General features: G+C 66.7%; 19 protein-coding genes. 10 read left to right on the top strand and 9 right to left on the bottom strand.

The window, feature by feature from the left end; all coding sequences use genetic code 11:
* Position 1: 1 nt before the first annotated feature.
* Together FA90_RS22400 and rsmB are read right to left on the bottom strand one after the other, a co-directional pair.
* On the bottom strand, positions 2–529 hold the full coding sequence (locus FA90_RS22400) for a DUF4390 domain-containing protein (RefSeq protein WP_051972009.1): 528 nt from the start codon (positions 527–529) through the stop codon (positions 2–4).
* An 80-nt stretch (positions 530–609) separates the two neighbouring features.
* Entirely contained in the window at positions 610–2,256 is a 1,647-nt protein-coding gene (rsmB, locus tag FA90_RS22395; protein ID WP_036172684.1) for a 16S rRNA (cytosine(967)-C(5))-methyltransferase RsmB, read from the bottom strand.
* Between the two features lie 197 nt (positions 2,257–2,453).
* On the opposite strand from rsmB, the gene argS reads away from it, so the two are divergent.
* Genes argS through FA90_RS22360 form a run of 7 tightly spaced genes read left to right on the top strand, consistent with a single transcriptional unit; the run spans position 2,454 to position 8,872 of the window.
* Entirely contained in the window at positions 2,454–4,181 is a 1,728-nt protein-coding gene (argS, locus tag FA90_RS22390) for an arginine--tRNA ligase (protein WP_036172682.1), read from the top strand.
* A 42-nt stretch (positions 4,182–4,223) separates the two neighbouring features.
* Positions 4,224–5,000: an SPOR domain-containing protein gene (locus tag FA90_RS22385; protein ID WP_036172680.1), complete on the top strand. Its 777-nt coding sequence runs from the start codon at positions 4,224–4,226 to the stop codon at positions 4,998–5,000.
* 17 nt (positions 5,001–5,017) lie between these two features.
* Entirely contained in the window at positions 5,018–5,692 is a 675-nt protein-coding gene (locus tag FA90_RS22380) for a thiol:disulfide interchange protein DsbA/DsbL (RefSeq protein WP_036172678.1), read from the top strand.
* Positions 5,693–5,719: 27 nt separating this feature from the next.
* On the top strand, positions 5,720–6,520 hold the full coding sequence (locus FA90_RS22375) for an SDR family oxidoreductase (RefSeq protein WP_036172676.1): 801 nt from the start codon (positions 5,720–5,722) through the stop codon (positions 6,518–6,520).
* Positions 6,517–7,293: a biotin--[acetyl-CoA-carboxylase] ligase gene (locus FA90_RS22370; RefSeq protein WP_239700915.1), complete on the top strand. Its 777-nt coding sequence runs from the start codon at positions 6,517–6,519 to the stop codon at positions 7,291–7,293. The genes FA90_RS22375 and FA90_RS22370 overlap by 4 nt, the downstream gene beginning before the upstream one ends.
* Before the next feature lie 10 nt (positions 7,294–7,303).
* Positions 7,304–8,050: a type III pantothenate kinase gene (locus FA90_RS22365; protein ID WP_036172674.1), complete on the top strand. Its 747-nt coding sequence runs from the start codon at positions 7,304–7,306 to the stop codon at positions 8,048–8,050.
* A gap of 36 nt (positions 8,051–8,086) precedes the next feature.
* Complete coding sequence (locus tag FA90_RS22360) at positions 8,087–8,872, top strand: SPOR domain-containing protein (protein ID WP_036172672.1); 786 nt, start codon at positions 8,087–8,089, stop codon at positions 8,870–8,872.
* 78 nt (positions 8,873–8,950) lie between these two features.
* Here FA90_RS22360 and FA90_RS22355 read toward each other — a convergent pair whose 3' ends face one another.
* The 7 genes from FA90_RS22355 to FA90_RS22325 form a co-directional block, all read right to left on the bottom strand.
* On the bottom strand, positions 8,951–12,046 hold the full coding sequence (locus FA90_RS22355; RefSeq protein ID WP_036172670.1) for a TonB-dependent receptor: 3,096 nt from the start codon (positions 12,044–12,046) through the stop codon (positions 8,951–8,953).
* 497 nt (positions 12,047–12,543) lie between these two features.
* A complete protein-coding gene (locus FA90_RS22350) occupies positions 12,544–13,665 on the bottom strand; it encodes a septal ring lytic transglycosylase RlpA family protein (RefSeq protein ID WP_239700913.1) in 1,122 nt (373 codons plus the stop codon).
* A gap of 61 nt (positions 13,666–13,726) precedes the next feature.
* A complete protein-coding gene (rodA, locus tag FA90_RS22345; protein ID WP_036172668.1) occupies positions 13,727–14,845 on the bottom strand; it encodes a rod shape-determining protein RodA in 1,119 nt (372 codons plus the stop codon).
* Between the two features lie 2 nt (positions 14,846–14,847).
* Entirely contained in the window at positions 14,848–16,836 is a 1,989-nt protein-coding gene (gene mrdA, locus FA90_RS22340; protein WP_036172666.1) for a penicillin-binding protein 2, read from the bottom strand.
* Between the two features lie 147 nt (positions 16,837–16,983).
* Positions 16,984–17,505, bottom strand: a complete 522-nt coding sequence (mreD, locus tag FA90_RS22335; protein ID WP_036172664.1) for a rod shape-determining protein MreD — start codon at positions 17,503–17,505, stop codon at positions 16,984–16,986.
* Positions 17,505–18,830 carry a rod shape-determining protein MreC gene (gene mreC, locus FA90_RS22330; RefSeq protein WP_051972008.1) on the bottom strand — a complete coding sequence of 442 codons (1,326 nt, stop codon included), beginning with the start codon at positions 18,828–18,830 and terminating at the stop codon, positions 17,505–17,507. Before mreC ends, mreD begins: the two co-directional genes overlap by 1 nt.
* 96 nt (positions 18,831–18,926) lie before the next feature.
* Entirely contained in the window at positions 18,927–19,970 is a 1,044-nt protein-coding gene (locus FA90_RS22325) for a rod shape-determining protein (protein ID WP_025511657.1), read from the bottom strand.
* Between the two features lie 332 nt (positions 19,971–20,302).
* On the opposite strand from FA90_RS22325, the gene gatC reads away from it, so the two are divergent.
* The 3 genes from gatC to gatB are packed head-to-tail and all read left to right on the top strand — an operon-like array spanning position 20,303 to position 23,575.
* The gene (gatC, locus tag FA90_RS22320; RefSeq protein ID WP_036172660.1) at positions 20,303–20,602 is read left to right on the top strand and encodes an Asp-tRNA(Asn)/Glu-tRNA(Gln) amidotransferase subunit GatC; all 300 of its coding nucleotides are present in this window, start codon (positions 20,303–20,305) and stop codon (positions 20,600–20,602) included.
* Between the two features lie 12 nt (positions 20,603–20,614).
* Complete coding sequence (gene gatA / locus FA90_RS22315) at positions 20,615–22,090, top strand: Asp-tRNA(Asn)/Glu-tRNA(Gln) amidotransferase subunit GatA (protein WP_036172658.1); 1,476 nt, start codon at positions 20,615–20,617, stop codon at positions 22,088–22,090.
* A gap of 24 nt (positions 22,091–22,114) precedes the next feature.
* On the top strand, positions 22,115–23,575 hold the full coding sequence (gene gatB / locus FA90_RS22310) for an Asp-tRNA(Asn)/Glu-tRNA(Gln) amidotransferase subunit GatB (RefSeq protein ID WP_036172656.1): 1,461 nt from the start codon (positions 22,115–22,117) through the stop codon (positions 23,573–23,575).
* Positions 23,576–23,684: the final 109 nt, after the last annotated feature.

The following is a 23,684-nucleotide window of genomic DNA, read 5'->3' as shown; positions in this document are numbered from 1 at the left end:
CTTACTCCGCACGGTAGGTGAAGTTTCTCTTGTGCGAGGCCAGGCGCCAGTCGGCATTGTTGAATGCATCCACCTGGAGCGGCTTTTGCAGGTATGCGGGGTCCATGTACATGCGCAAGGTGACGTTGTAGGTTTCGCCGGGCTTGAGGTCGCCCTTCTTGGCGACCAGCCAGCGGCCCGGACGCCGGATCAGGAACAGGGCGTCCTCGAGCGTATCGACGTTCTGGCCCAGGCTGCCGGGCACGGTCACGTGGTAGGACCGCAGCAGCACATCATATTCCAAAGCCACGGTGCGGCGCATGAGCACCGCCTTGTCGTCGGTCCACCACCAGCGCGGCCGGGTCAGCTCGATCTCGGTGGTGAAATACAGCTTGGTGCCACGCTGGATGGCCTGCTCGAGGCCGGTGTTCAGGTCGAACGAATAGGCGGCGTTCAGCCGGTAGCCGTCGTCGGATGCTTCGATGGTGGCGCGGGTGATCTCGATCCCGTCGGTGGCCGCCTGCGCCGTCACGCACGCGAGGACCAGCATCAGCTGGCAAGCGAGGAGGCGGAAAAATCGTACAGTCACAGGTGGCCGGTGCCTTAATAAAGCGGTTTGTCGGGAATGAATTATGCCCCGGCCTTGTGGAACAAGGCGTAGAACAGACCATCGTGGTCTTGCCCGGCACCGCTTTGCGGAAGCAGCTGGCCTGGCGCGTCGAGTCGGACGGCACCGTGGCGCACCGCAAAGGCGGCGGCTTGCGCTTCCGATTCCTGAGGCCAGAGCGAACATGTTACGAACAGCAATTTACCACCCGGCCGGAGCATCTGCCAAAGATTGTCGAGTATTTTCGTGGAAAGTGTTGCAAGTTGGTGGGTATCGCTCTTGCGACGCAACCAACGGATATCCGGGTGGCGCCGAACGATACCGGACGCCGTGCACGGCACGTCGGCCAGGATACGGTCGTACTGACGTCCATCCCACCAATCGTGTCCTTCGGCCGGGCCGGCCAGCACCTGCGCCTGCAGGCCGAGACGGCCGAGGTTTTCCTCGACCCGGGCCAGGCGGCGCGCATCGACGTCGAGCGCGGTCAGGTCGACGTCGGCGGTCTCCAGGATGTGGCCGCTCTTGCCGCCCGGGGCCGCGCAGGCGTCCAGCACGCGCATGCCGTCCTGCAGGTCGAGCAGCAGCGCGGCCAGCTGGGCGCCGGCGTCCTGCACCGATACCAGGCCTTGATCGAAGCCCGGGATCTGGCCGACGTTGACGGCCTGGGCCAGGCGGATCGCCGACGGACCGACCTGGCTCGCCGGCATTCCGGCGTCCTGCAGCGTCTGGAGATACGCCTCGACGCTGGTCTTGCGGCGGTTCACGCGCAGCGTCAGCGGCGGCTGGCGGTTGCCGGCGTCCAGGATCGCCTGCCAGTCCTGCGGGTAGGCGCTGCGGGTGTCGGCAATCCACCAATCGGGGTAATTGAACCGGGCCAGCGGCGACTTCAACGCCTCCGTCACCAGCGCGTCGCGCTCGCGCAGGAAGCGGCGCAGCACCGCATTCACCATCGCCTTGGCATGGGCGAAGTCGGGGTGGGCCGTGGCCGCGCCGACCGCCTGGTCGACCACGGTGAACGGCTCGTACGGCGGCGCGCTGCCGCTTGGGGGATCGAGCAGCGCCAAGGCGGCGCACAGCAGGCCGGCCAGCATCGGCGGCTCGGGTGCTTTCGAGGTCATCAAGCCGAGCAGGGTTTCGCTGCGGCCCAGCTGGCGCAGCGTGCGGTAGGCGATGTCCTGGATCGCGCCGCGCGCCTGCGGCTGGGCGTCGTAGGCGCGGAACACCTCGCCCAGCGCCTGCGGCAGGGCCTCGCCGGCGCGCACGCGCGCGAGGCTGCTGGCCGCGCCGAGCAGCGCGAACGCCAGCGAATCGCCCTTGAGCAGCGGGCGGTAGTCGAGCTGCGCCGGCGCCTTGACTTCATGGCTGCTGCGCAGGCGCGGGGTGGCCGGCTGAGGTGCGGCCGGCTGCGGCTCGGATTGCCTGACGGGCGCCACCGCCTGCGACGTCATACGCGAGGCGGCACGCGCCCCGGCGAGCTCGCGCTCCTCGGATGGACGCGGCTTGGCGTCGCGCGGCGGGCGCGGGCCCGGCTTGCCCTGGCCCTTGGCCGGTCCCTGCCCTGCGCCGCCGGCGCCTGGACGCGGCTTGGCGCCGGGCCGGCCCGCGCTCGAGGAAGAGGCCGCAGCCTTGGCCTTGGGTTTGAGGGTGAGCGTCGGGCGCTTTTCAGTCATGGCGAATGGCTTGATTCTTAAAGACGCACATTGTAACGGGTCGGACCTTGCGCAGGCTTAAGTGAGGCTTGAGATGTCTGCTCAGCATGATCCGGCGTTGCGGCAAACCAGTATAATGGCCGATGATTGCCGGTGGTTTCCGCCACCGCCTGGCGCCCATGCCGCGCCGCAGACTCTTACCATTTCGATCACAGTTCATGCTTAGCCAACAAAAACAAGAAATCGTTGCCCTGTTCCAGGCCGCTTTGGCGCCGATCATCGCCGGCAGCGATTTGAATCCGACCGACGCCCTCTCCAAGGTGGTGCTGGAACGTCCGCGCGACCCCGGCCACGGCGACATCGCCTGCAACATCGCCATGCAGCTGGCCAAGCCGCTCAAGACCAATCCGCGCGAACTGGCCACGCGCCTGGTCGCCGCCCTGCTCGCCGATCCGAAGGCGCAAGGCCTGGTCGAGTCGGCCGACGTCGCCGGTCCCGGCTTCATCAACCTGCGCGTGGCAAGCGGCGCCAAGCAATCGGTGGTGCGCACGATCCTCGAGCAGGGCCAGGCTTTCGGGCGCGGCACTGCTGGCCAAGGCCACCACGTGATCATCGAATTCGTCTCGGCCAACCCGACCGGCCCGCTGCACGTCGGCCACGGCCGCCAGGCCGCGCTGGGCGACTCGATGTCGGCGCTGTTCGAATCGCAGGGCCACCAGGTCACGCGCGAGTTCTATTACAACGACGCCGGCGTGCAGATCCAGACGCTGGCCAATTCGGTGCAGGCGCGCGCGCGCGGCTTCAAGCCGGGCGACGCCGAGTGGCCCGAGTCGGCCTACAACGGCGACTACATCCAGGACATCGCCGACGACTTCCTCGCCAGGAAGACCGTCTCGGCCAGCGACGGCCAGCCGGCCACCGCCAGCGGCAATGTCGACGACATCGAATCGATCCGCCGCTTCGCGGTGACCTACCTGCGCAACGAGCAGGACCAGGACCTGCAGGCCTTCGGCGTCAAGTTCGACAATTACTATCTCGAGTCCTCGCTGTACAAGGACGGCAAGGTGGCGGCCGCCGTGCAGGCGCTGGTCGACGCCGGCCACACCTACGAGCAGGACGGCGCGCTGTGGCTCAAGACCACCGACTACGGCGACGACAAGGACCGCGTGATGCGCAAGTCCGACGGCACCTTCACTTATTTCGTGCCGGACGTGGCGTACCACATCCAGAAATTCAAGCGCGGCTTCGACCAGGCCATCAACGTCCAGGGCAGCGACCACCACGGCACCATCGCGCGCGTGCGCGCCGGCCTGCAGGCGGTCGACATCGGCATCCCCCAGGGCTACCCCGACTACGTGCTGCACAAGATGGTCACCGTGATGAAGGGCGGCCAGGAGGTCAAGATCTCCAAGCGCGCCGGTTCCTACGTCACGGTGCGCGACCTGATCGAATGGTCGGGCAACGGCGACGTCACGCGCGGGCGCGACGCGGTGCGCTTCTTCCTCATCTCGCGCAAGGCCGACACCGAGTTCGTGTTCGACGTCGACGTCGCCCTGGCCACCAACGACGAGAACCCGGTGTATTACGTGCAGTACGCCCACGCGCGCATCTGCTCGGCGCTGGCCAACTGGGGCGGCGATCCGGCAACGCTCACCGGCGTCGACCTGTCGCCCTTGACCCAGCCGCACGAACAGTCGCTGCTGGCCAAGCTGGCCGCCTACCCGGAGATGCTGCAGCGCGCGCAGGCCGAGCTGGGTCCGCACCAGGTCGCGTTCTACCTGCGCGAACTGGCCGGCGAGCTGCACAGCTACTATTTCGCGCACAAGTGGCTGCTCGACGACGACGAAGCGCTCAAGCTGGCGCGCCTGGCCCTGGCCACGGCGACGCGCCAGGTGCTGCGCAACGGCCTGGCCCTGATCGGCGTCTCGGCGCCGGAGAAGATGTAAGCCCGGATCCAAACGTTCCAACGTACTGTGACTTCGTACTCGATGACCTTTCGTACCCGTTCTCTCCGAACCTTTGCGCGCCAGCGCGGCAGCACGCTGACCGGCCTGATCATCGGCCTGATCATCGGCCTGGGCATCGCGGTCGCGGTGGCCCTGACGATCACCAAGGGCGCCTCGCCGTTCACGGATAAAACCGCCAAGGCCGGCCGCCCGGCCGATCCCCTGCCCGGCCAGGCGCAGGATCCGAACAAGCCGATGTACGCCAACCGCCAGGCGGTGCGCGAGGCCAACAAGGAAGTCACGCAAAAGGCGGCGGCGCGCTCGAACGCACCGGCGGTGGCGGCCGCACCGGCGGCGCCGGCCACGATTCCGGCGCCGGCCGCGATTCCGGCCCCGGCGGCGCCCGCGGCGCCGGCGCCCCGGGCAGCGCACGCGGACAGCGACGACCCGCTCGGCCAGGCCATCGCCGGCCTGAAGGATCCGGCGCCGTCCAGGCCGGCCGCGCGCGCCGACAGCCGCACGGTCGCCAGCGCCGCCCCAGCGTCGACCACGTCGGCTTCCGCAGCGTCCGGCGCTACCGGCGACTACATTTACTACCTGCAGGCCGGCTCCTTCCGCGACCTGTCGGACGCCGAGTCGACCCGCGCCAAGCTGGCCCTGCTCGGCTTCGAGGCCGCGATCAGCGACCACAGCAGCGACAGCGGCGTGCTGCACCGCGTGCGCCTCGGTCCGTACAAGCAGGTCGAAACGATGAACAAGGCGCGCGCCAAGCTGCTCGACAGCGGAGTCGACGTCGCCATCGTGCGCAGCCAGCGCTAACCCTGACAAGGACCTCGATGCGACCGCTGCGCCGCCTGCTCCTGACAGCCCTGCTCGGCCTCGCGGCCGGCGGCTCCACCTACGCCCTCGCTTCGCCCACCGCACCGCAGGAAGGCGTCGAGTACCAGACCCTGCCTTCTCCGCAGCCGACCGACACCGGCAGCAAGGTGGAGGTGATCGAGTTCTTCGCCTACTACTGCCCGCACTGCTACGCCTTCGAGCCGGGCCTGGAAGCCTGGGTCAGGAAACAGGGCGACAACATCGTGTTCAAGCGCGTCCACGTGAGCGGCGGCGCGGCCGTCGTGCCGCAGCAGCGCCTGTTCTACACGCTCGACGCGATGGGCCTGCTGCCGCAGTACCACCAGAAGGTGTTCGACACCCTGCACGTCGAGCACATGCGCTTCGCGAACGACGAGCAGGTGTTCGAATGGGCCGCCAAGAACGGCATCGACCGCGCCAAATTCGCCAGCGTCTACAACTCGTTCGGCATCGGGGCCAAGGTGCGCCGCGTCGACAGCCTGATGGATGCCTACCACGTCGAGTTCTGGCCGATGGTCGTGATCGACGGCCGCTACGTGACCTCGCCGACCCACGCCGGCAAGGGCATGCCGGAGGGCAGCAGCGAAGCCCAGCAGCAGCAGGGCGTGCTGCAGGTGATGGACGCGCTGGTCGCCAAGGCCAAGGCGAAATGAAGGCCGCTGAATGAAAGCGGCCCCGTGATGAGCGCGATGCCGGGCCGCCCGCTGCGCGTGTTCATCACCGGCGCCTCGAGCGGCATCGGCGCCGCCCTCGCGCGCGCGTACGCGGCGCGCGGCGCGACCCTCGGCCTGGTGGGACGGCGCGAACAGGCCTTGCATGAACTTGCCGCTGAATTGACAAGCGCCCGGCCCGGCCGTCACCGCCTGTACGCGCTCGACGTACTCGACCACGCCGCCCTGGCGCGCGCCGCGCACGACTTCATCGACGCCAACGGCGGCATCGACGTCGTCATCGCCTCGGCCGGCATCTCGCACGGCACGCTGACCGAGCGGCCCGAGGATCTGCCCTTGTTCGAGTCGGTGTTCGCCACCAACGTGACGGCGACGATCGCCACCTTCGCCCCCTTCATCGAGGCGATGAAGGCCGGGACCGGTGCGCGCCGCCTGGTGGCGATCGGCAGTGTCGCGGGCGTGCGCGGCATGAAAGGCGCGGGCGCCTACTGCGCCTCGAAAGCCGCCGTGCACAGCTATGCCGAATCGCTGCGCCTCGAAATGAACCCCCACGGTATCCGGGTCGTGACCATCGCGCCCGGCTACATCGATACTCCCATGACCCGCAACAACCGTTTCCCCATGCCTTTCCTGATGCCGGCCGGGCGCTTCGCCGAGCAAGCCGTGCGCGCCATCGGCGCCGGCCGCAGCTACCGCGTGATTCCCTGGCAGATGGGCGTCGCCGCCAAGCTGCTGCGCCTGCTGCCCAACGCCGTATTCGATGCGCTGTTCGCGCATGCGCCGCAGAAGGCGCGCAAGGTGGCGCCATGAGCGGCACGATGAATGCGCAGCAGATCATGGCGCACGCCACCAGCGGCGTCGCCGTCGAAGTGGTGCTCGAGACCGGATCGACCAACGCCGACCTGCTCGCGCGCGCGAGCGCGTTGACCGCCCCGCTGCTGCTGATCGCCGAGCACCAGACCGCCGGGCGCGGACGCGCCGGGCGCAGCTGGCTGTCGGCGCCCGGCGATTCGCTGACCTTCTCGCTGGCCTGGCGCTTCGACGGCGGCCTGCAGCGCCTGACCGGCCTGCCGCTGGCGGTCGGCGTGGCCCTAGCCGAGACGCTCGGCCGGCTCGGACAGCAGGTGCAGCTGAAATGGCCGAACGACCTGCTCAAGGACGGCGACAAGCTGGCCGGCATCCTGGTCGAGACCGCGGCAGGCAGCGACGGCGCCACCTGGGCCATCGTCGGCATCGGCCTGAACCTGGTCATGCCGGACGAACTGGAACAGCGCATCGGCCGCGCGGTCGCGGCCGTGCCCTGGCTGGCGCGCATGGACCGCGACACGCTGGTGGCGGCACTGCTCGACGGCGTGGCCGCGGCGCTGGCCCAGTTCGCGAACGAGGGTTTCGCCGGCTTTGCCGGGCGCTGGAACCTGCTGCATGCCTACCAGGGCCAGAGCGTCACCATCGTCGACCGCGGCGAGGTGCTGCACGAGGGCCTGGCCGCCGGCGTCGACGATGTCGGCCGCCTGCTGCTCGACACCGCCGAGGGCCGCATCGCCATCGTGGCCGGCGACGTCTCGCTGCGTCCCAAAGACTGAGGCCACGCCGATGCTGCTGCTGGTCGACGCAGGCAATACCCGGGTCAAGTGGGCCATCGCGCACGACGAGGCGGCGCCCGGCGACTGGATCGCGCACGGGGCAGTCGCGCACGCGGACCTGGAGACGCTGCGCGACGCCTGGGCGAGCCACGGGGCCGTCCACGAGGTCACGCGCGCGATCGTCTCGAACGTCGCCGGCGCGGCGCTGGGCGAGCGCCTGGCGCATTTGCTGGCCCTGCTGCAGGTAGCGCCGACGCCGTTCGTGTCGCGCCCTGAACTGGCCGGGCTGCGCAACCGCTACCGCGAACCGGCCCGGCTCGGCGCCGACCGCTTCGCCGCCGCGCTCGGGGCACGCACGCTCGCGCCCGCGCGCGCGCTGGTGGTCGCGACCTGCGGCACCGCGACCACGGTCGACGCGGTCACCGCGGATGGCGAGTTCGCCGGCGGCATGATCCTGCCGGGGCTGGGGCTGATGCTCGGTGCGCTGGCGAAGAACACCGCGCAGCTGCCGCAAGTGGCCGCGGGCGCGACGCTGCCGCCGGCTTTCGCCGACAATACCCGGGACGCCATCCTGTCCGGCTGCCTGGCGGCGCAGGCCGGCGCGATCGAGCGCGCCTGCGCGGCGCTGCCGGATGCGCTGTGCATCCTGTCGGGCGGGGCTGCGGCGCAGGTCGCGCCGGCGCTCGGCGTGCCGTACCGGATGCTGGATAATATCGTGCTGGTCGGCCTGCATGCGGCCACGCCTCATTTCAACTAAGCTCGACCAAGCCCCATTCGGATCGAAAGGATCGCCGTGCTGAGATTCGCATTCTGGACCCTGCTGGTGCTCAATGGCGCCGTGTACGCCTACAGCCACGGCTACTTCGGCACGGCCAGCGGCGGCGAGCACGAACCCGAGCGCCTCAAGCGCCAGTTCAACACCGCCAAGATGACGATGCTGACCAACGCGCAGGCCGATGCGATGGCCAGGCAAGCCTCCGCATCCGCCGCGTCCGCATCGGGCGCCTCGACCACCGAGACGGCCGGCGCGGCGGCGGTCGTGCCGGTGCCGGCAACGGCGCCCGCGGCTGCCGCTGCCGGCGCCAATCCGGCCGCCGCCGACCCGGCCGCGGCGGCCATCGCCTGCACCGAGATCGGCACCTTCGACGCGTCCGAAGCGCGCCGTTTCGACACGCGCCTGGCCGCGCTCGAGCTGGGCGACAAGCAATCGCGCCAGGCGCAGCAGGAGCAGGACGTGAGCAGCTTCCTGGTGAACATCCCGCCGCAGGGCAGCAAGGAAGCGGCCGATCGCAAGGCCGACGAGCTGCGCAACCTGGGCGTGACCGATTTTTACGTCCTGCAGGGCGATTCGCCGCTGAAGTACGCGCTGTCGCTGGGCGTGTTCAAGACCGAAAGCGGGGCCCAGGCGCGCCTGGCCCAACTGAACAAGCAGGGCGTGCGCACCGCGCGCATCACGCCGCGCGGCCCGCAGACCACGGTCTACACTTACCGCTTCCGCGACGTCACCGAACCGGTGCGCGCCCGGATCGTCGCGCTGGCCGGCGCGATCGGCACGTTCGAGACGCACAGCTGCCGCTGATCCGGACACCGGACAAGCAAAAACCCCCGCCCGTGCCGCCGATCTTCGACAGCGACGTGCGGGGTCAAGGGGGATCGCTCAGAACTTGCCGCGCACGCCCAGCTGGAAGGTGCGGCCCGGATCGTACGACGTGAACGCCGCGTTCGCGAACTGGAAATAACCTTCGCGCTTGGCCTTGTTCAGGTTGACGATATCGAACGTGATCGTCGGCCAGTGCTCGCGGTCCAGCACCTGCTCGAGGTCGATGCTGGACGAGAAGTCGGCTTGCTTGTACGAGCGGCCATACAGCGCCGCCAGCGGGATGCTGTTCTGGTTGCCGGTCGCCGACTGGCTGCCTTCCTGGTACTGGTGCGTGATGCGCGCCATGTAGCCGTGGTTCTCGTAGTAGAGGCCGAAGTTGTTGCTCTTCTTCGGCACGTTCAGGGCGATGTAGCCGCTGGTGCCCTCGCCGCTCGCGCTCTGGTTGATCAGGGTCGCGGTCTCGCTGAAACCGAAGCCTTTGATCGGCAGGAGCTTGTCGAGCGGCTGGACCCAGCCGAGCTCCAAGCCACTCACCTTCAGCATGCCGCCGGCGTTGCGCTCCTGGCTCATCACCACGGTGGCCGCGCCCGGACCGCCGCGCGAGTCGATCGCCACCTGCTGGGTCGGGATCAGGTTGGCGTACGTGATGCCGTAGGCAGCCAGGGCGGAAAACGGCATCGTGATGTTGTCGATCACGGTAAAGCCTTTCACGCGCTTCTGGAAGGCGGTCAGGCTGACGTAGCCTTCTCCGCCGGTGTACCAGTCGATGCCCAGGTCGATGTTGTTCGACAGGTAGGGCATCAGGTTCGGGCTGCCGATGGTGCCGGTGTCGGCCGACGTGCCGCTGAAGTTGATACCCGGACGCAGCGAGTTCGGGTTGGCGCGGGTCATGCTCTTGGACAGCGCAATGCGCGCCACGACGTCCGGACGCAGCGTGATGGCCGCGGTGGCCGAAGGCAGCGTGTTGTTGTAGGTCTTGTCCTGGTAGATCCACTCGGTCTGGTTCGGGTACTTCGCGCCGTTCAGCGCCAGGTTGGCGTTGCGCGGATCGCTGAACGAATTGAGCGAGCCGACCATCTGCTTGGTGCGCACGTAGCGCACGCCGGCGTTGTAGCGCACCGGGAAACCAAGCAGGTCGTACTGGCCGCTGACCTCGGTGTAGAAGCCGGTCGCCTTCTCGCGCACGTAACCCGAGCTGGCGCCGGTCGACGAGCTGGTCGAATCCGGCGCGCTCGAATTGTAGGCGTCGTAGTTCGAGTCCTTGCGGAAGCGGTTCCAGTCGATCACCAGGCCGCCGTACGGGCTTTGCACCAGGTAGCCCGGCAGCTGGCTCAGCGGGATCAGCGAGCCCTGGTAGGTCAGCGGCGCGTTCTGGCCGGCGGTGTAGCCGGTGCCGTAGCCCGGATAGAGCGCGGCGGCGCTGGCGCCCGGGGTATTGGCGCCGTTGCAGGTCGGCGCGCCGTTCGGGCCCTGCAGGAACACGCTCGGGTTGTTGCCGCACACGGCGGCTTGCCAGGCGGCCGAGTTGTCCTGGCCGCGGATACGGCGGTCGATGTCGTCGTAGGCCAGGCCGGCCTTGAGGTTCAGCTTGGCGTCGCCCCAGGTCAGGTCGGTGTGAAAGCCCTTGGTGCTGGTGTCGCGCAGCTCGTTCTGGATGTTGACGCGGCCGCCATTCCAGACGAAGTTGGCCGGGTCGGTCACGTCCCGGTTGAACGTGATGCCCGGCACGCCGCCACCGTTGTTGTCGAAGGTGGCGACCAGGCCGCTGCCGGCGGCGGTGATCGGCATGATGGTCGGCGCTTCGTGCGAGAACGTCGACTTGGTATAGTTGGCCTGCGCGTCCAGTTTCAATGTCGGGCTGATCTTCCACTCCATGCCGGGATTCAGGCCCTTCAGGCTGGTCTTGTCGCGGCGCGGACCGTACTCGATGAAGTAGCTGGTGTTGGCATAGGTGCCGCTGGTGACCGTACAGCCGGCCGCGCAGTTGTTCTGGTCGACCTGCATGTTCAGCGGGATCGAGGCGCCGTTGCGCACCGCCCAGGTATAGGCGACGCGGGTCATGTCGTCGTCCTTCTTGCTGTACAGGGTGTCGAGGTAGAAGTGCAGGTTCGTCAGCGGACGCCATTCGGCGCTGATGATCGCCGCACCCTTGTCGCGCGTGCCGTAGTAATCCATGAAGCGGCCCAGGCGCGGGATCAGGGCGTTGTCGATCTGGTCGATGCTCATGCCTGGGTTATTGGCCAGCAGGAAGGCCTGGTTGATCGGCGTACCCGCCACCAGGCCGGCACCGGCGCCGGCCGGCACCGTCGCCGGAATGGTCCAGTTGCCGCCGCCGCTGGCGTTGCGGTTGGGCGAGCTGCTCTGGGCGGCCGACAGATTCGGATTGGTCATGCCCAGGGTCTCGTAGCCGCGCGTGCGCGCCTCCTGGCGGTTGACCGAGATGCCGGCCAGGATGCCGAAGGTATCGCCCCAGGTCCGGCTGGCCAGCAGCGAACCGCGTCCGCCGACGTCCCTGGCGATCTGCTGCTTCTGCGCCGTGCCGCTGTAGGCGACATGGGTGCCCGGGTTGTCGAACGGACGCGCGCTGCGCAGGTTGACCACGCCGGCCGCGCCGCCTTCGATCAGGTCGGCGGTCGGGCTCTTGCTGACGGTGAGCTTTGTGAACAGGTCGGTCGGCAGCAGGTCGAGGTCGATTTCGCGGTTGGTGTTGGCGCCGTCGATCGGACCGGACGACGCCACCGCGATCTGCGCGCCGTTCAGCGTGATCTTGGTGAAGCTCGAACCGAGTCCGCGGATCTGCACGTTCATGCCCTCGCCGGTGACGTCGCGCGAGATCTGCACGCCGGGAACGCGGCTGAGCGATTCGGCGATGTTCTTGTCGGGGAATTTGCCGAGATCTTCAGCGGAAATCGTGTCCTGGAAGCCGATCGCTTCCTTCTTGTCCCTGGCCGAGGACAGCAGACTGGCGCGGTAGCCGGTCACCTTGACGACCGAAGTGTCGGCCTGCACGGCCGGAACAGCCTGCACCGGGGCGTCCTGGGCTGGGGTGGATGCTTCCTGGGCGTAGGCCTGATGAATCAGGCCGGCGAGCACGCTCAGGCCGAACACGACTTGCCGGCGCTGGCTGCGCCGCCGTACGGACTGCTGGGTCATCACTCTGTCTCCTGTGGTGCTGGTCTGAAGCCAGCGACTGTATTTATGTTGAGGCGAAATCAGTGTAGGAGAGCAAGTTAAATGATGTCAATTTTCTAAAATGGAATGTAATACGCTAACACGAGTCTTTAAGCCGCGTACGTACGTGGTTGTCTGCATAAATGACGATGAAGATTCATGTAAACCGCCTTCAGCTTGGTGAAAATACGGCCGAAGCTCGATCGACGATTTTGTTATAGACGTCTGACATCTGACGAGTAAACGCAACACGGCATCGCTATTCCGCACATTATTTAGGCAATATATGCTCAATAAGTAAAAAACGTGGGCAAACCGGTTAACGTATCGAAGCGATGAGGTGAGACATCTTATGACTCAACTTGTTACTGGATAGCTGTATCTGGTGATGGAGGAGCGCTGAAAACGCATCGGCCCGGAAAGCGGGCCGATGTCAGGATGTGAGCGCACAAAGCTACGCTGGCGAACAGCGTCGATGCTCAGCGACGTACTACGATCGGTTTCAGGCCGAGTGAAGCGGGCAATTGGCGCGCCGCCTCCTGCGCCATTGCGCGGGTTTCGTAGGGGCCGGTGTACAGGCGGTTGACCGCGCCGGCGTGCACGACCTCGATCGCCTGCGACACGCCGGATTTCTTGAGCAGCTCACTCATTTCCTCGGCCTTGCCTTCGCGCCCGAAGGCGCCCAGCTGCAGATAGAACCCGGATGGCGCCGCAGCGGCCACGTCCTGGCCCGACCTGGAAGCCTGGTCGGAACCGCCCGAGCTGGACGCCGGCACCTGCGCGCCGCCAGCCGGCCCGGCCATCGAGGTTGCCACTGCACCCGCCGCCGAAGTCGATGTCGAAGTCGATACCGGGCTTGCCGGTAGCCGCGGCGCCGGGATGGCTACGGCGGCGCTGTCCATCGCGACGCGGTCTTGCAGCATCAGCGCGGCGATTTCCGGCGGCCCGGCCTGCGCCTCGGACGCGGCGGCGCGGCGCTGGCTGGCCAGGCGGATCTCATCGCCCGGGAACAGGCGCTCGATCTGGACCTGGTTGCTGCCGCTGCCGAGCAGGCCGAGCTTGAGCGCGGCGGTATACGACACGTCGATCGCGCGGTCCGAATGGAAGGGACCGCGGTCGTTGATGCGCACCACCACCGATTTGCCGTTGGCGACGTTGGTGATGCGCGCGTACGAAGGGATCGGCAGCGTCGGATGCGCGGCCGTCATCTTGTACATGTCGTACGGCTCGCCCGACGAGGTGCGCTGGCCGTGGAACTTCACGCCATACCAGCTGGCGAGGCCGCGCTGCATGAACGGCTCGTCCGTGATCAGCGGCGTGTAGGTGGTGCCGAACACCGCGTAGGGCTTGTTGGCGAACCTCGCGTAGGGCTCGTACTTGACGACCGCATCCGGGGTGTCCATCAGACCGGCCGGCGGATTGGCGCCGGGACCGTCGTCCTGGTAGTAGCCGCCGCGCCCGGAGCCGGCTGCCGGCAACCTGGGCAGGCTCGGGTCGGGCTTGTGGTTGGCGGTGACCTTGTGTCCCCATGGCAGGGGGATGAGGCTATGGTGTTGTTTTTCGCCGTTCTGATCCGTGGTGGTACTGCATCCGGTCAGCATTGCAAAGACCGCAATGACCGCTGGGAGTAACCTCGGAACGGCCAATGCGTTCTCTTTCATTTCAAGTCTGCACCAATTTTCGGTGTCGTTGAATGCTCATCAATATACCACTGCATAGACCCAACGTAATCAATGCAGTTCCGCCATAGCTCATGAACGGAAGCGGAACGCCGACCACCGGAAGGATTCCACTCACCATGCCCATGTTCACAAAGGCGTAGGTAAAAAACATCATCGTGATCGCGCCTGCCAGCAGGCGCGTAAACAGGTTCGGCGCGTTGGCCGCGATCATCATGCTGCGCCCGATGAGAAGCAAATACAAGAACAGCAATACTAAGTTACCGATCAGCCCGAACTCTTCCGAGAACACCGAGAAGATGAAGTCGGTGGTGCGTTCGGGGATGAATTCGAGGTAGGCCTGGGTGCCCTTCATGTAGCCCTTGCCCGCCATCCCGCCCGAGCCGATCGCGATGGTCGACTGGATGATGTGGAAGCCCTTGCCGAGCGGGTCCGAGGTCGGGTCGATCAGCGTCATGACGCGTTCGCGCTGGTAGTCGTGCATCATCGACCAGGCCACCGGCAGGCTGGCGCCGCCGGCCACGGCCATGGCGGCCAGCGCCTTCCACGACAGGCCGGCCAGGAAGATCACCCAGAAGCCGGAAGCGCCGACCAGCAGCGCGGTGCCGAGGTCGGGCTGCTTCGCGATCAGGCCGAACGGGATCAGCAGCAGCACCGCCGCGATCAGGAACGACTTCCATTTGACCATGCCGGCGCGGGTCTGGAAGTACCAGGCCAGCATCAGGGGCATCGCGATCTTCATGATCTCGGACGGCTGGATGTCGGTGCCGACGTGCAGCCAGCGCCGTGCGCCCTTCTTGACCGTCCCCACTGCCGCCACCGCGAGCAGCAGCGCGACCCCGAAGGTGTAGATCGGCACCGCCATGCGCAGCAGGGTCTGGGGCGGGATCACGGCCGCCATCCACATGAACACGAAGGCGGCCATGAAGTTGCGCATCTGCCCTTCCAGGCGGCCCGGGAAATCGTGGCCGGCCGAGGACAGCGTGATCGTGCCGACGCACAGCAGCATGAACAGGATCAGCGACAGCGCCGGATCGAACACCATCAGATACGGTTTCAAGCGGCGGCCGAGCGAGCGGCGTTCGGGGAAATGATGCGCCATGATTATTCTTCCTCCTTGTTGCCAGGAGTCTCGCCGCCCGGTTTGAACTCGGCGCCGGCGGTCGGCGCGAACTGGTCCTCGGCGGCCGGTTCCGGATCGGCGGGTTTCGGGGCCGGCTTGTCGGCGTCGCCCGGACGCTTGTGCAGCAGGTAGTAGTCGAGCGCTTTTCGCGCGATCGGCGCCGCCGTGCCCGCGCCCCAGCCGCCGTTCTCGACCACCAGCGCCAGCGCGATCTTCGGATGGTCGGCCGGTGCGAACGCGATGAACAGCGCGTTGTCGCGCAGGCGTTCCGGCGTGGCGCTGGCGTTGTACTTGCCGCCTTTCAGGCCGACCACCTGCGCGGTACCGGTCTTGCCGCCGACCGTGTAGGGCGCGCTGCGGAACTGCTGGAAAGCGGTGCCGGCCTTCGGGTCCGAGGTCACGCCTACCATGCCGCGCTTGACGATGTCGATGTTCGCCTGCTTGAGCGGGATGCGGCCCGATTCCTTGGGCACGGTCGGCGTGCGCTGGCGCGTGGCCGGGTCTTCCAGCATCTTGACCAGGTGCGGCTTCATGATCACGCCATCGTTGGCCAGGGTCGCGACCGCGTGCGCCATCTGCAGCGGCGTGTAGCTGTTGAAGCCGTTGCCGATGGCGATCGAGATGGTGTCGCCGCCGACCCATTTGCCGGCGCGCGGATTGCGCTTGAAGCGCTCGCGCTTCCAGGCCTGCGACGGCAGGATGCCGCTCTTCTCGTGCTCGAGGTCGATGCCGGTCTTTTCGCCGAAGCCGAACGGCTGCATGAAGTCGTGGATGCGGTCGATGCCCAGGTCGTTGCCGAGCTGGTAGTAATAGACGTCGCAGGACATCGCGATCGAGCGGTACATGTCGATGAAGCCGTGGCCGCCCTTCTTGTCGTCGTTGAAGCGGTGCCCGCCCAGCATGAAGAAGCCGGGATCGCTGATGCCGTACTGCGGCGTACGCACCCCGTATTCGAGCGCGGCCAGGGCCATGTAGGGCTTGAAGGTCGAGCCGGGCGGATAGGTGCCGGACAGCGGACGGTTCATCAGCGGCTTGTCGAGCGAGGTGTTGAGTGCGGTCCAGCTCTGCGGGTCGATGCCGTCGACGAACAGGTTGGGGTCGTAGCCGGGTTTCGAGACGTAGGCCAGGACGTCGCCGGTTTCCGGCTCGATCGCCACCAGGGCGCCGCGCTGGTCGCCGAAGGCTTCCTCGACCACCTTCTGCAGCTCGATGTCGATCGACAGGATCAGGTTGTCGCCCGGGGTCGGCGCGGTGCGCGACAGCGTGCGGATCGCGCGCCCGCCGGCGGAGCGCTCGACTTCCTCGTAGCCGGTCTGGCCGTGCAGCTGGCGCTCGTAGCTCTTTTCCAGGCCTTCCTTGCCGATGTGGTCGGTGCCGTTGTAGTTGGCGGCGTCGTCGCCGTTCTCGATCACCTTGGCCTCGGCCTGGTTGATGCGGCCGATGTAGCCCAGCACGTGCGAAGCGACCTCGCCCAGCGGGTACTGGCGGAACAGGCGCGCCTGCACCTCCACGCCCGGGAAGCGGAAGCGCTGCGCGGTGAAGCGCGCGACCTCGTCGTCGGTCAGGCGGGTGCGGATCGGCACGCTGGAAAAGTTCTTCGACTCTTCCATCAGGTGCTTGAAGCGCTTGCGGTCCTTCGGTTCGATCGTGACCAGCTTGGCCAGCTCGTCGATCACGGAATCCAAATTGGCTTCCAGCTTGGACGGCGTGATCTCGAGCGTGTAGGCCGAGTAGTTACTGGCCAGGACCACGCCGTTGCGGTCGGTGATCAGCCCGCGGTTCGGGACGATCGGCACCAGCGCGATGCGGTTGTCCTCCGCCTGCGCCATGTACTGGCTGTGCTTGACGACCTGCAGCCACACGAAGCGCGCCACCAGCAGGCCGAAGCAGATGAACACGAAGACGACCATCGCCGTCAGGCGCATGCGGAACAGGTGGATCTCGCGATCGCTGTCTTTAATCTCTGTCATCTAAAAATGGTACTCAACGTACGTATCGGGACTTCGCAAAACCGTCGCGAGCGGCAGCAGATGTGGCCGAGAAGCGCAGCTGTACTGGAGTACAGCGAGCATCGCAGGCCGCATATGCAAAGCGCAGCAGGTTTGGCGAACGTCCCATCAGATAGGGCGGGTGTGGTCTTTGTCGACCGCACGGCGTTGCGGGGCGAGCAAGACCCAGGTAATCACCGGCCACAGGACGACGGCCACCACGCTCTCGATGAAATGCAGCCAGCCCGGAAAGCGCCCGGTCACGGCAAAGCTCACCACCACCTGGATCGCCTGGGTCAGCAGCAGCAGCGGGAACACGTGCATCGCCTGGGTCATCAGCGGGAACCACAGCACGCGGCGGTGGATCATGATCGCCAGGTAGGACAGCAGCGTGTAGGCCAGCGCATTCTCGCCCAGCAGGGTGGCGTCATGCACGTCCATCAGCAGGCCCATGCAGAAGGCGATGCCGATGCCGACCTTGCGCGGCTGGTGGATGCCCCAGAAGACCAGCACCAGCGCGACGAAGTCCGGCGCGCCGATCCAGCGTCCCCAAGGCAGCAGGTTGAGCATGAAGGCGCAGATCAGGCTGAACGCGATGAACAGCGGGTTGACCGGCAGCAGGATGTAGTGAGGGCGGTTAGTCGTCGGCATCAGACGCCCTCCTGCGGCTTGGCGCCGGCCGTCACGGTTGCCGGCGCGGCCGTTGCCGGCGCCGGCGCCGCCTTATGCGCCGCCGGCGTGGCGGCGGACGGCGTCGCGGCCGGCACTGCGGGCGCGCCGGCGGCCGACTGCGGCTGATTGGCAGGAACGGCCGCACGCGCGGGTGCAGCTTGGGCAGCCGCGGCCGGGCGTACGCCGGCCGGTGCGCCGGCGCCACGCGAAGCAGCCGGCGCCGCAGCACCGTTCTGCGCCGCAGCCGCCCCACCCGCCTGCGCGGGCGCGGGCGACGCGTGCGCGCCCGCGTTGGCGCCGGCATTCGTCCCGGCCGCAGCAGCCGTACCGGCTGCCGGCGGGACCGCCGCCGGCAGCGGCTGGGCCTGCAGCGGCGGCAGCGGGATCGGCGCCATCTTCGGCAGGTTGCGCTTGGCCAGCGGCGCGCCGTTGACGGTCGTCTTGGCCGGCTCGTCCGGACGCGGCGGCAGCTGCTGGTCGGACATCACCACCAGCAGCTGGCGATGGCGGTCGATGCCGGCCAGTGGCTGGCACACCACGCGGCCAAACGCGCCGTTGGCGACCGATTCGACCTGGACCACCTTGGCCACCGCCAGGCCGGCCGGGTACATGCCGTCCAGGCCGGAGGTGACCAGGATGTCGCCGACCTGGATGTCGGCGTTGGGCGCGACGAAACGCAGGTCGAGCAGGCCCGACTGGCCGCGGCCGTAGGCCACGCTGCGCAGGCCGCTCCTGAGCACCTGGACCGGAATCGCCTGCTCCTTGTCGGTCAGCAGCGTGACTTCCGAGGTGAGCGGGAACACGCGCGTGACCTGGCCGACCACGCCGGCGTTGTCGATCACGGGCAGGCCGAGCTTGACGCCGTCGCGCGCGCCGCGATCGAGCACCACGCGGCGCGTGGACGGATCGCGCGCGTCGTACAGGATCTCGCTCATCATCGAGCGCACCGGCAGGTGTTCGCGCGCGTCCATCAGGTGGCGCAGGTGGGCGTTCTCGGCGGTCTGGAGCTGGGCCTGCTGCATGGCCTGGGCCATGGCGACCTGCTGGCTCTTCAGGTCGCGCACTTCCTTTTCCAGCGCGGAGATCGAGGAAAAGTAATCGCTCATGCTGGAGGCCGCGTTGCGCGGGGCCAGGGCCGCCATCTGCAGCGGATAGAGGACCGTGCCCGCCACCTGGCGCAGCACGGTCAGCGCGTGGAAGCGCGCGTCCACCACGAGCAGCGCGATCGAGAGCAGCGCGAACACCGTCACCTTGACCCTCGCAGGGGCGCCTTGCTTGAACAGCGGCGGAGGACTGTATTCCATGACTTCCAATAATCTACATCACCAAACGCGAAACCGGATGCGCAGCGAAACGCCGCGCATCCGGTTCACGTCAACAAGGTCGCTTCACCGCCGGATTTACTCGTACGAGAAGATCGAACCCAGCTTGTCCATGCGCTCGAGCGCCATGCCCGAGCCGCGCACCACGCAGGTCAGCGGGTCTTCCGCGACCAGCACCGGCAGGCCGGTCTCTTCCATCAGCAGGCGGTCCAGGTCGCGCAGCAGCGCGCCGCCGCCGGTCAGCATCATGCCCTTTTCGGCGATGTCGGCGCCCAGCTCCGGCGGGGTCTGCTCGAGCGCGTTCTTGACGGCCGAGACGATGTTGTTGAGCGGGTCGGTCAGCGCTTCCAGGATCTCGTTGCTCGAGATCGTGAACGAACGCGGGATGCCTTCGGACAGGTTGCGGCCCTTGACTTCCATCTCCTTGACTTCCGAGCCCGGGAAGGCCGAGCCGATGGCTTTCTTGATCGATTCGGCGGTCTGTTCGCCGATCAGCATGCCGTAGTTGCGGCGGATGTAGTTGACGATGGCTTCGTCGAACTTGTCGCCGCCGACGCGCACCGAGCCCTTGTACACCATGCCGCCCAGCGAGATGATGCCGACTTCGGTGGTGCCGCCGCCGATGTCGACCACCATCGAGCCGGTCGCTTCCGACACCGGCAGGCCGGCGCCGATCGCGGCCGCCATCGGCTCTTCGATCAGGTATACCTGCGAGGCGCCCGCGCCGAGCGCCGATTCGCGGATCGCGCGGCGCTCGACCTGGGTCGAACCGCACGGCACGCAGATGATGATGCGCGGCGACGGACGGAAGAATTTAGAGTCGTGCACCATGCGGATGAACTGCTTGAGCATCTGCTCGGTGACGGTGAAGTCGGCGATCACGCCATCCTTCATCGGGCGAATCGCTTCGATGTTGCCCGGCACCTTACCGAGCATCTGCTTGGCTTCTTTGCCGACCGCCTGGATCGTCTTCTTGCCGTTCGGGCCGCCTTCCTGGCGGATCGCGACGACCGACGGTTCATCCAGCACGATGCCCAGGCCACGCACGTAGATCAGGGTGTTGGCGGTACCCAGGTCGATGGCCAGGTCGTTCGAAAAGTAGCTGCGTAAAAAACCAAACATGTGTGTCCTGATGCGCAACCTCGTGCGCCTAAGCGGACCTCGAATGTTCAAGGTCCCTAACATTGATCGGGGAATCCTCGCCGCGAAGGATGAATCCGCATCGCGGGCTTGTCGTCATGCGCACGGGCGAGCTTTCGCCTCAGAACGCATTAGCCCGCCATTCTACCTTATAATTTGGCGTTTAAATGCTGAAAAACGGGCGGAAACATGCCCATATCAGGCTGCGAAATCGACGGCATTACCAAGCTTTTATCGGCTTTAACGCGCTGTTATTCAAAATTCATCATTCACAGAACACTCTTTGAACGCGGCGACGAGCCGCGCCATTTGCCATGTCCCTGACACTTTCAGACGTAAAACGGATCGCCAACCTGGCCCAGCTCGAAATGGACGACGCGCATGCCGAGACCGCCCTGAACGAGCTGAACGGGATTTTCGCCCTGGCCGAACAGATGCAGGCGGTCGACACGAGCGGTGTCGCGCCCCTGTCGCATCCGCTGGCGGTCATGGTCGACCTGCCGCTGCGCCTGCGCGAAGACGTGGTCAGCGAGGAAAACCATCGCGAAGACTACCAGGCGCCGGCCCCCAAGACCCAGGACGGCCTGTACCTGGTGCCGAAGGTCATCGAGTAAGGAGCACCGAACATGCATAACAAAACCTTAAAAGAGCTGTCGACGCTCCTGCACACGAAGCAGATCACGTCCACCGAGCTGACCCAGCACTTCCTGGACCGCATCGCCGCCAGCAACCACAACGCTTTCCTGCAGGTCGACGCCGCGCTGTCGCTGGCCCAGGCCAAGGCGGCCGACGCACGCCTGGCCGAGGGTTCGGCCGGCCCGCTGACCGGCATCCCGATCGCGCACAAGGACATTTTCGTCACCAAGGGCTGGCGCTCGACCGCCGCCTCGAAAATGTTGGGAAATTACGTCAGCCCCTTCGACGCGACCGTGGTCGAAAAACTTCTTGATGCCGGCATGGTCACGATCGGCAAGCTCAATTGCGACGAATTCGCGATGGGCTCGAGCAACGAGAACTCGGCCTTCGGCGCGGTGAAGAACCCGTGGGACGCGCAAGCCGTGCCGGGCGGTTCCTCGGGCGGTTCGGCCGCCGCGATCGCCGCGCGCCTGGCGCCGGCCGCGACCGGCACCGACACCGGCGGCTCGATCCGCCAGCCGGCCGCGTTCTGCGGCATCACCGGCATCAAGCCGACCTACGGCCGCGTGTCGCGCTTCGGCATGATCGCGTTCGCCTCCTCGCTCGACCAGGGCGGCCCGATGGCGCGCACCGCCGAGGATTGCGCCATGCTGCTGGGCGAGATGGTCGGCTTCGACACGCGCGATTCGACCAGCCTGACCGCCGAGCAAGGCAACGTGCGCGAAGACTTCACGCTGCAGCTGAAGGAATCGCTGGCCGGCCTGCGCATCGGCGTACCGAAGGAATACTTCGGCGAAGGCCTGGCGCCGGACGTCGAGCAGGCCGTGCGCGCCGCGCTCGACCAGTTCGTCAAGCTGGGCGCGACCCTGGTCGAGATCTCGCTGCCCAAGACCTCGCTGTCGATCCCGGTGTACTACATCATCGCCCCGGCGGAAGCCTCGTCGAACCTGTCGCGCTTCGACGGCGTGCGCTACGGTTACCGCGCGCCCGAGTACGGCGACCTGCAGGACATGTACAAGAAGACGCGCGCGCAAGGCTTCGGCAAGGAAGTCCAGCGCCGCATCATGGTCGGCACCTACGTGCTGTGCCACGGCTACTACGACGCCTATTACGTGCAGGCGCAAAAGATCCGCCGCCTGATCGCCGACGACTTCCAGGCCGCGTTCAAGGACAAGTGCGACGTCATCATGGGCCCCGTGGCCCCGACCGTGGCATGGGATCTCGGCGCGAAGGCCAACGACCCGGTCGCCAACTACCTGGCCGACATCTTCACGCTGTCGACCAGCCTGGCCGGCCTGCCCGGCATGTCGATCCCGGTCGGTTTCGGCCAAGGCGAGAAAAACGCCAAGCGTCCGGTCGGCCTGCAAATCATCGGCAACTACTTCAGCGAATCGAAGCTGCTGAACATCGCGCACCAATACCAGCAAGCGACCGACTGGCACCAGCGCGCGCCTGAAGGCGTCTAACGCAGGCGATAAGGAGAACAGAATATGCAATGGGAAGTCGTCATCGGTCTCGAGAACCACGTCCAGCTCACGACCAACTCGAAAATCTTCAGCGGCAGCTCGATCCGGTTCGGCGCCGAGCCGAACACGCAGGCCAGCCCGGTCGACCTGGCGCTGCCGGGCGTGCTGCCCGTGATGAACAAGGGCGCGGTCGAGCGCGCGATCCGCTTCGGCCTGGCGGTCGGGGCGAAGATCGCGCCGCACTCGGTGTTCGCGCGCAAGAACTACTTTTACCCCGACCTGCCCAAGGGCTACCAGATCAGCCAGTTCGAGGAACCGGTGGTCCAGGGCGGCACCGTCAGCTTCGCCTACGAGAAGGACGGCAAGCTGGAAACCAAGACCGTCAACCTCACGCGCGCGCACCTGGAAGAAGACGCCGGTAAATCGCTGCACGAGGATTACCACGGCATGAGCGGCATCGACCTGAACCGCGCCGGCACGCCGCTGCTCGAGATCGTCTCCGAGCCGGAAATCCGCAGCGCCGCCGAAGCGGTCGCCTACGCCAAGGCGCTGCACTCGCTGGTGATGTGGCTGGGTGTCTGCGACGGCAACATGCAGGAAGGTTCGTTCCGCTGCGACGTCAACGTCTCGGTGCGCCCGCTCGGCCAGACCGAATTCGGCACCCGCTGCGAGATCAAGAACCTGAACTCGTTCCGCTTCATGGAAGAGGCGATCCACTACGAGGTGCGCCGCCAGATCGAGCTGATCGAAGATGGCGGCAAGGTCGTGCAGGCCACGCGCCTGTGGGACCCGGACCGCAAGGAAACGCGCCAGATGCGCTCGAAGGAGGACGCGCAGGACTACCGCTACTTCCCCGACCCCGACCTGCCGCCGCTGACCATCTCGAACGACTGGATCGAGCGCGTGAAGCTGAGCATGCCCGAACTGCCGGGCGCCATGCGCGAGCGCTTCACCGGCGAGTACGGCCTGCCCGAATACGACGCGCTGGTGCTGACCGCGTCGCAGACGATGGCCACCTACTACGAAGCCGTGGTCGCCGAGGCCGGCAAGGAAAACGCCAAGGCCGCCGCCAACTGGCTGATGGGCGACGTGTCCTCGGCGTTGAACCGCGAAGGCGTCGACATCGCCGAGTCGCCGGTCGAGGCGTTGCAGCTGGCCCTGCTCCTGAAGCGCATCCAGGACGGCACGATCTCGAACAACGCCGGCAAGAAGGTGTTCAGCCTGATGTGGGAAGCGCGCACCGGCGAGGAAAACCTGGCCGACCTCATCATCGAGCGCGAAGGCCTGAAGCAGATCTCGGACACCGGCGCGATCGAAGCGATCGTCGACGAAGTCCTGGCGGGCAACGCCAAGTCGGTCGAGCAGTACAAGGCCGGCAAGGAAGCCGCGATCAATGCGCTGATCGGCCAGTGCATGAAGGCCTCGAAGGGCAAGGCCAATCCGGCGCAGGTCACGGAGCTGCTCAAGAAGAAGCTGGCGGCCTGAGCCAGCCTTGCCTCTTCAAAGACCGGGCTCGACCCGGTTTTTTTTCGTCATTCGGCGCTGGAGGTAGTTTCGGAATTTAAGAAATACTTTTGAAACCGCACGGGTTATC

Source organism: Massilia sp. 9096 (genome assembly GCF_000745265.1).
Taxonomy (GTDB): domain Bacteria; phylum Pseudomonadota; class Gammaproteobacteria; order Burkholderiales; family Burkholderiaceae_D; genus Telluria.
The sequence above is the reverse complement of the archived record's forward strand: the minus strand, read 5'-3'. Positions and strand labels throughout refer to the sequence as shown.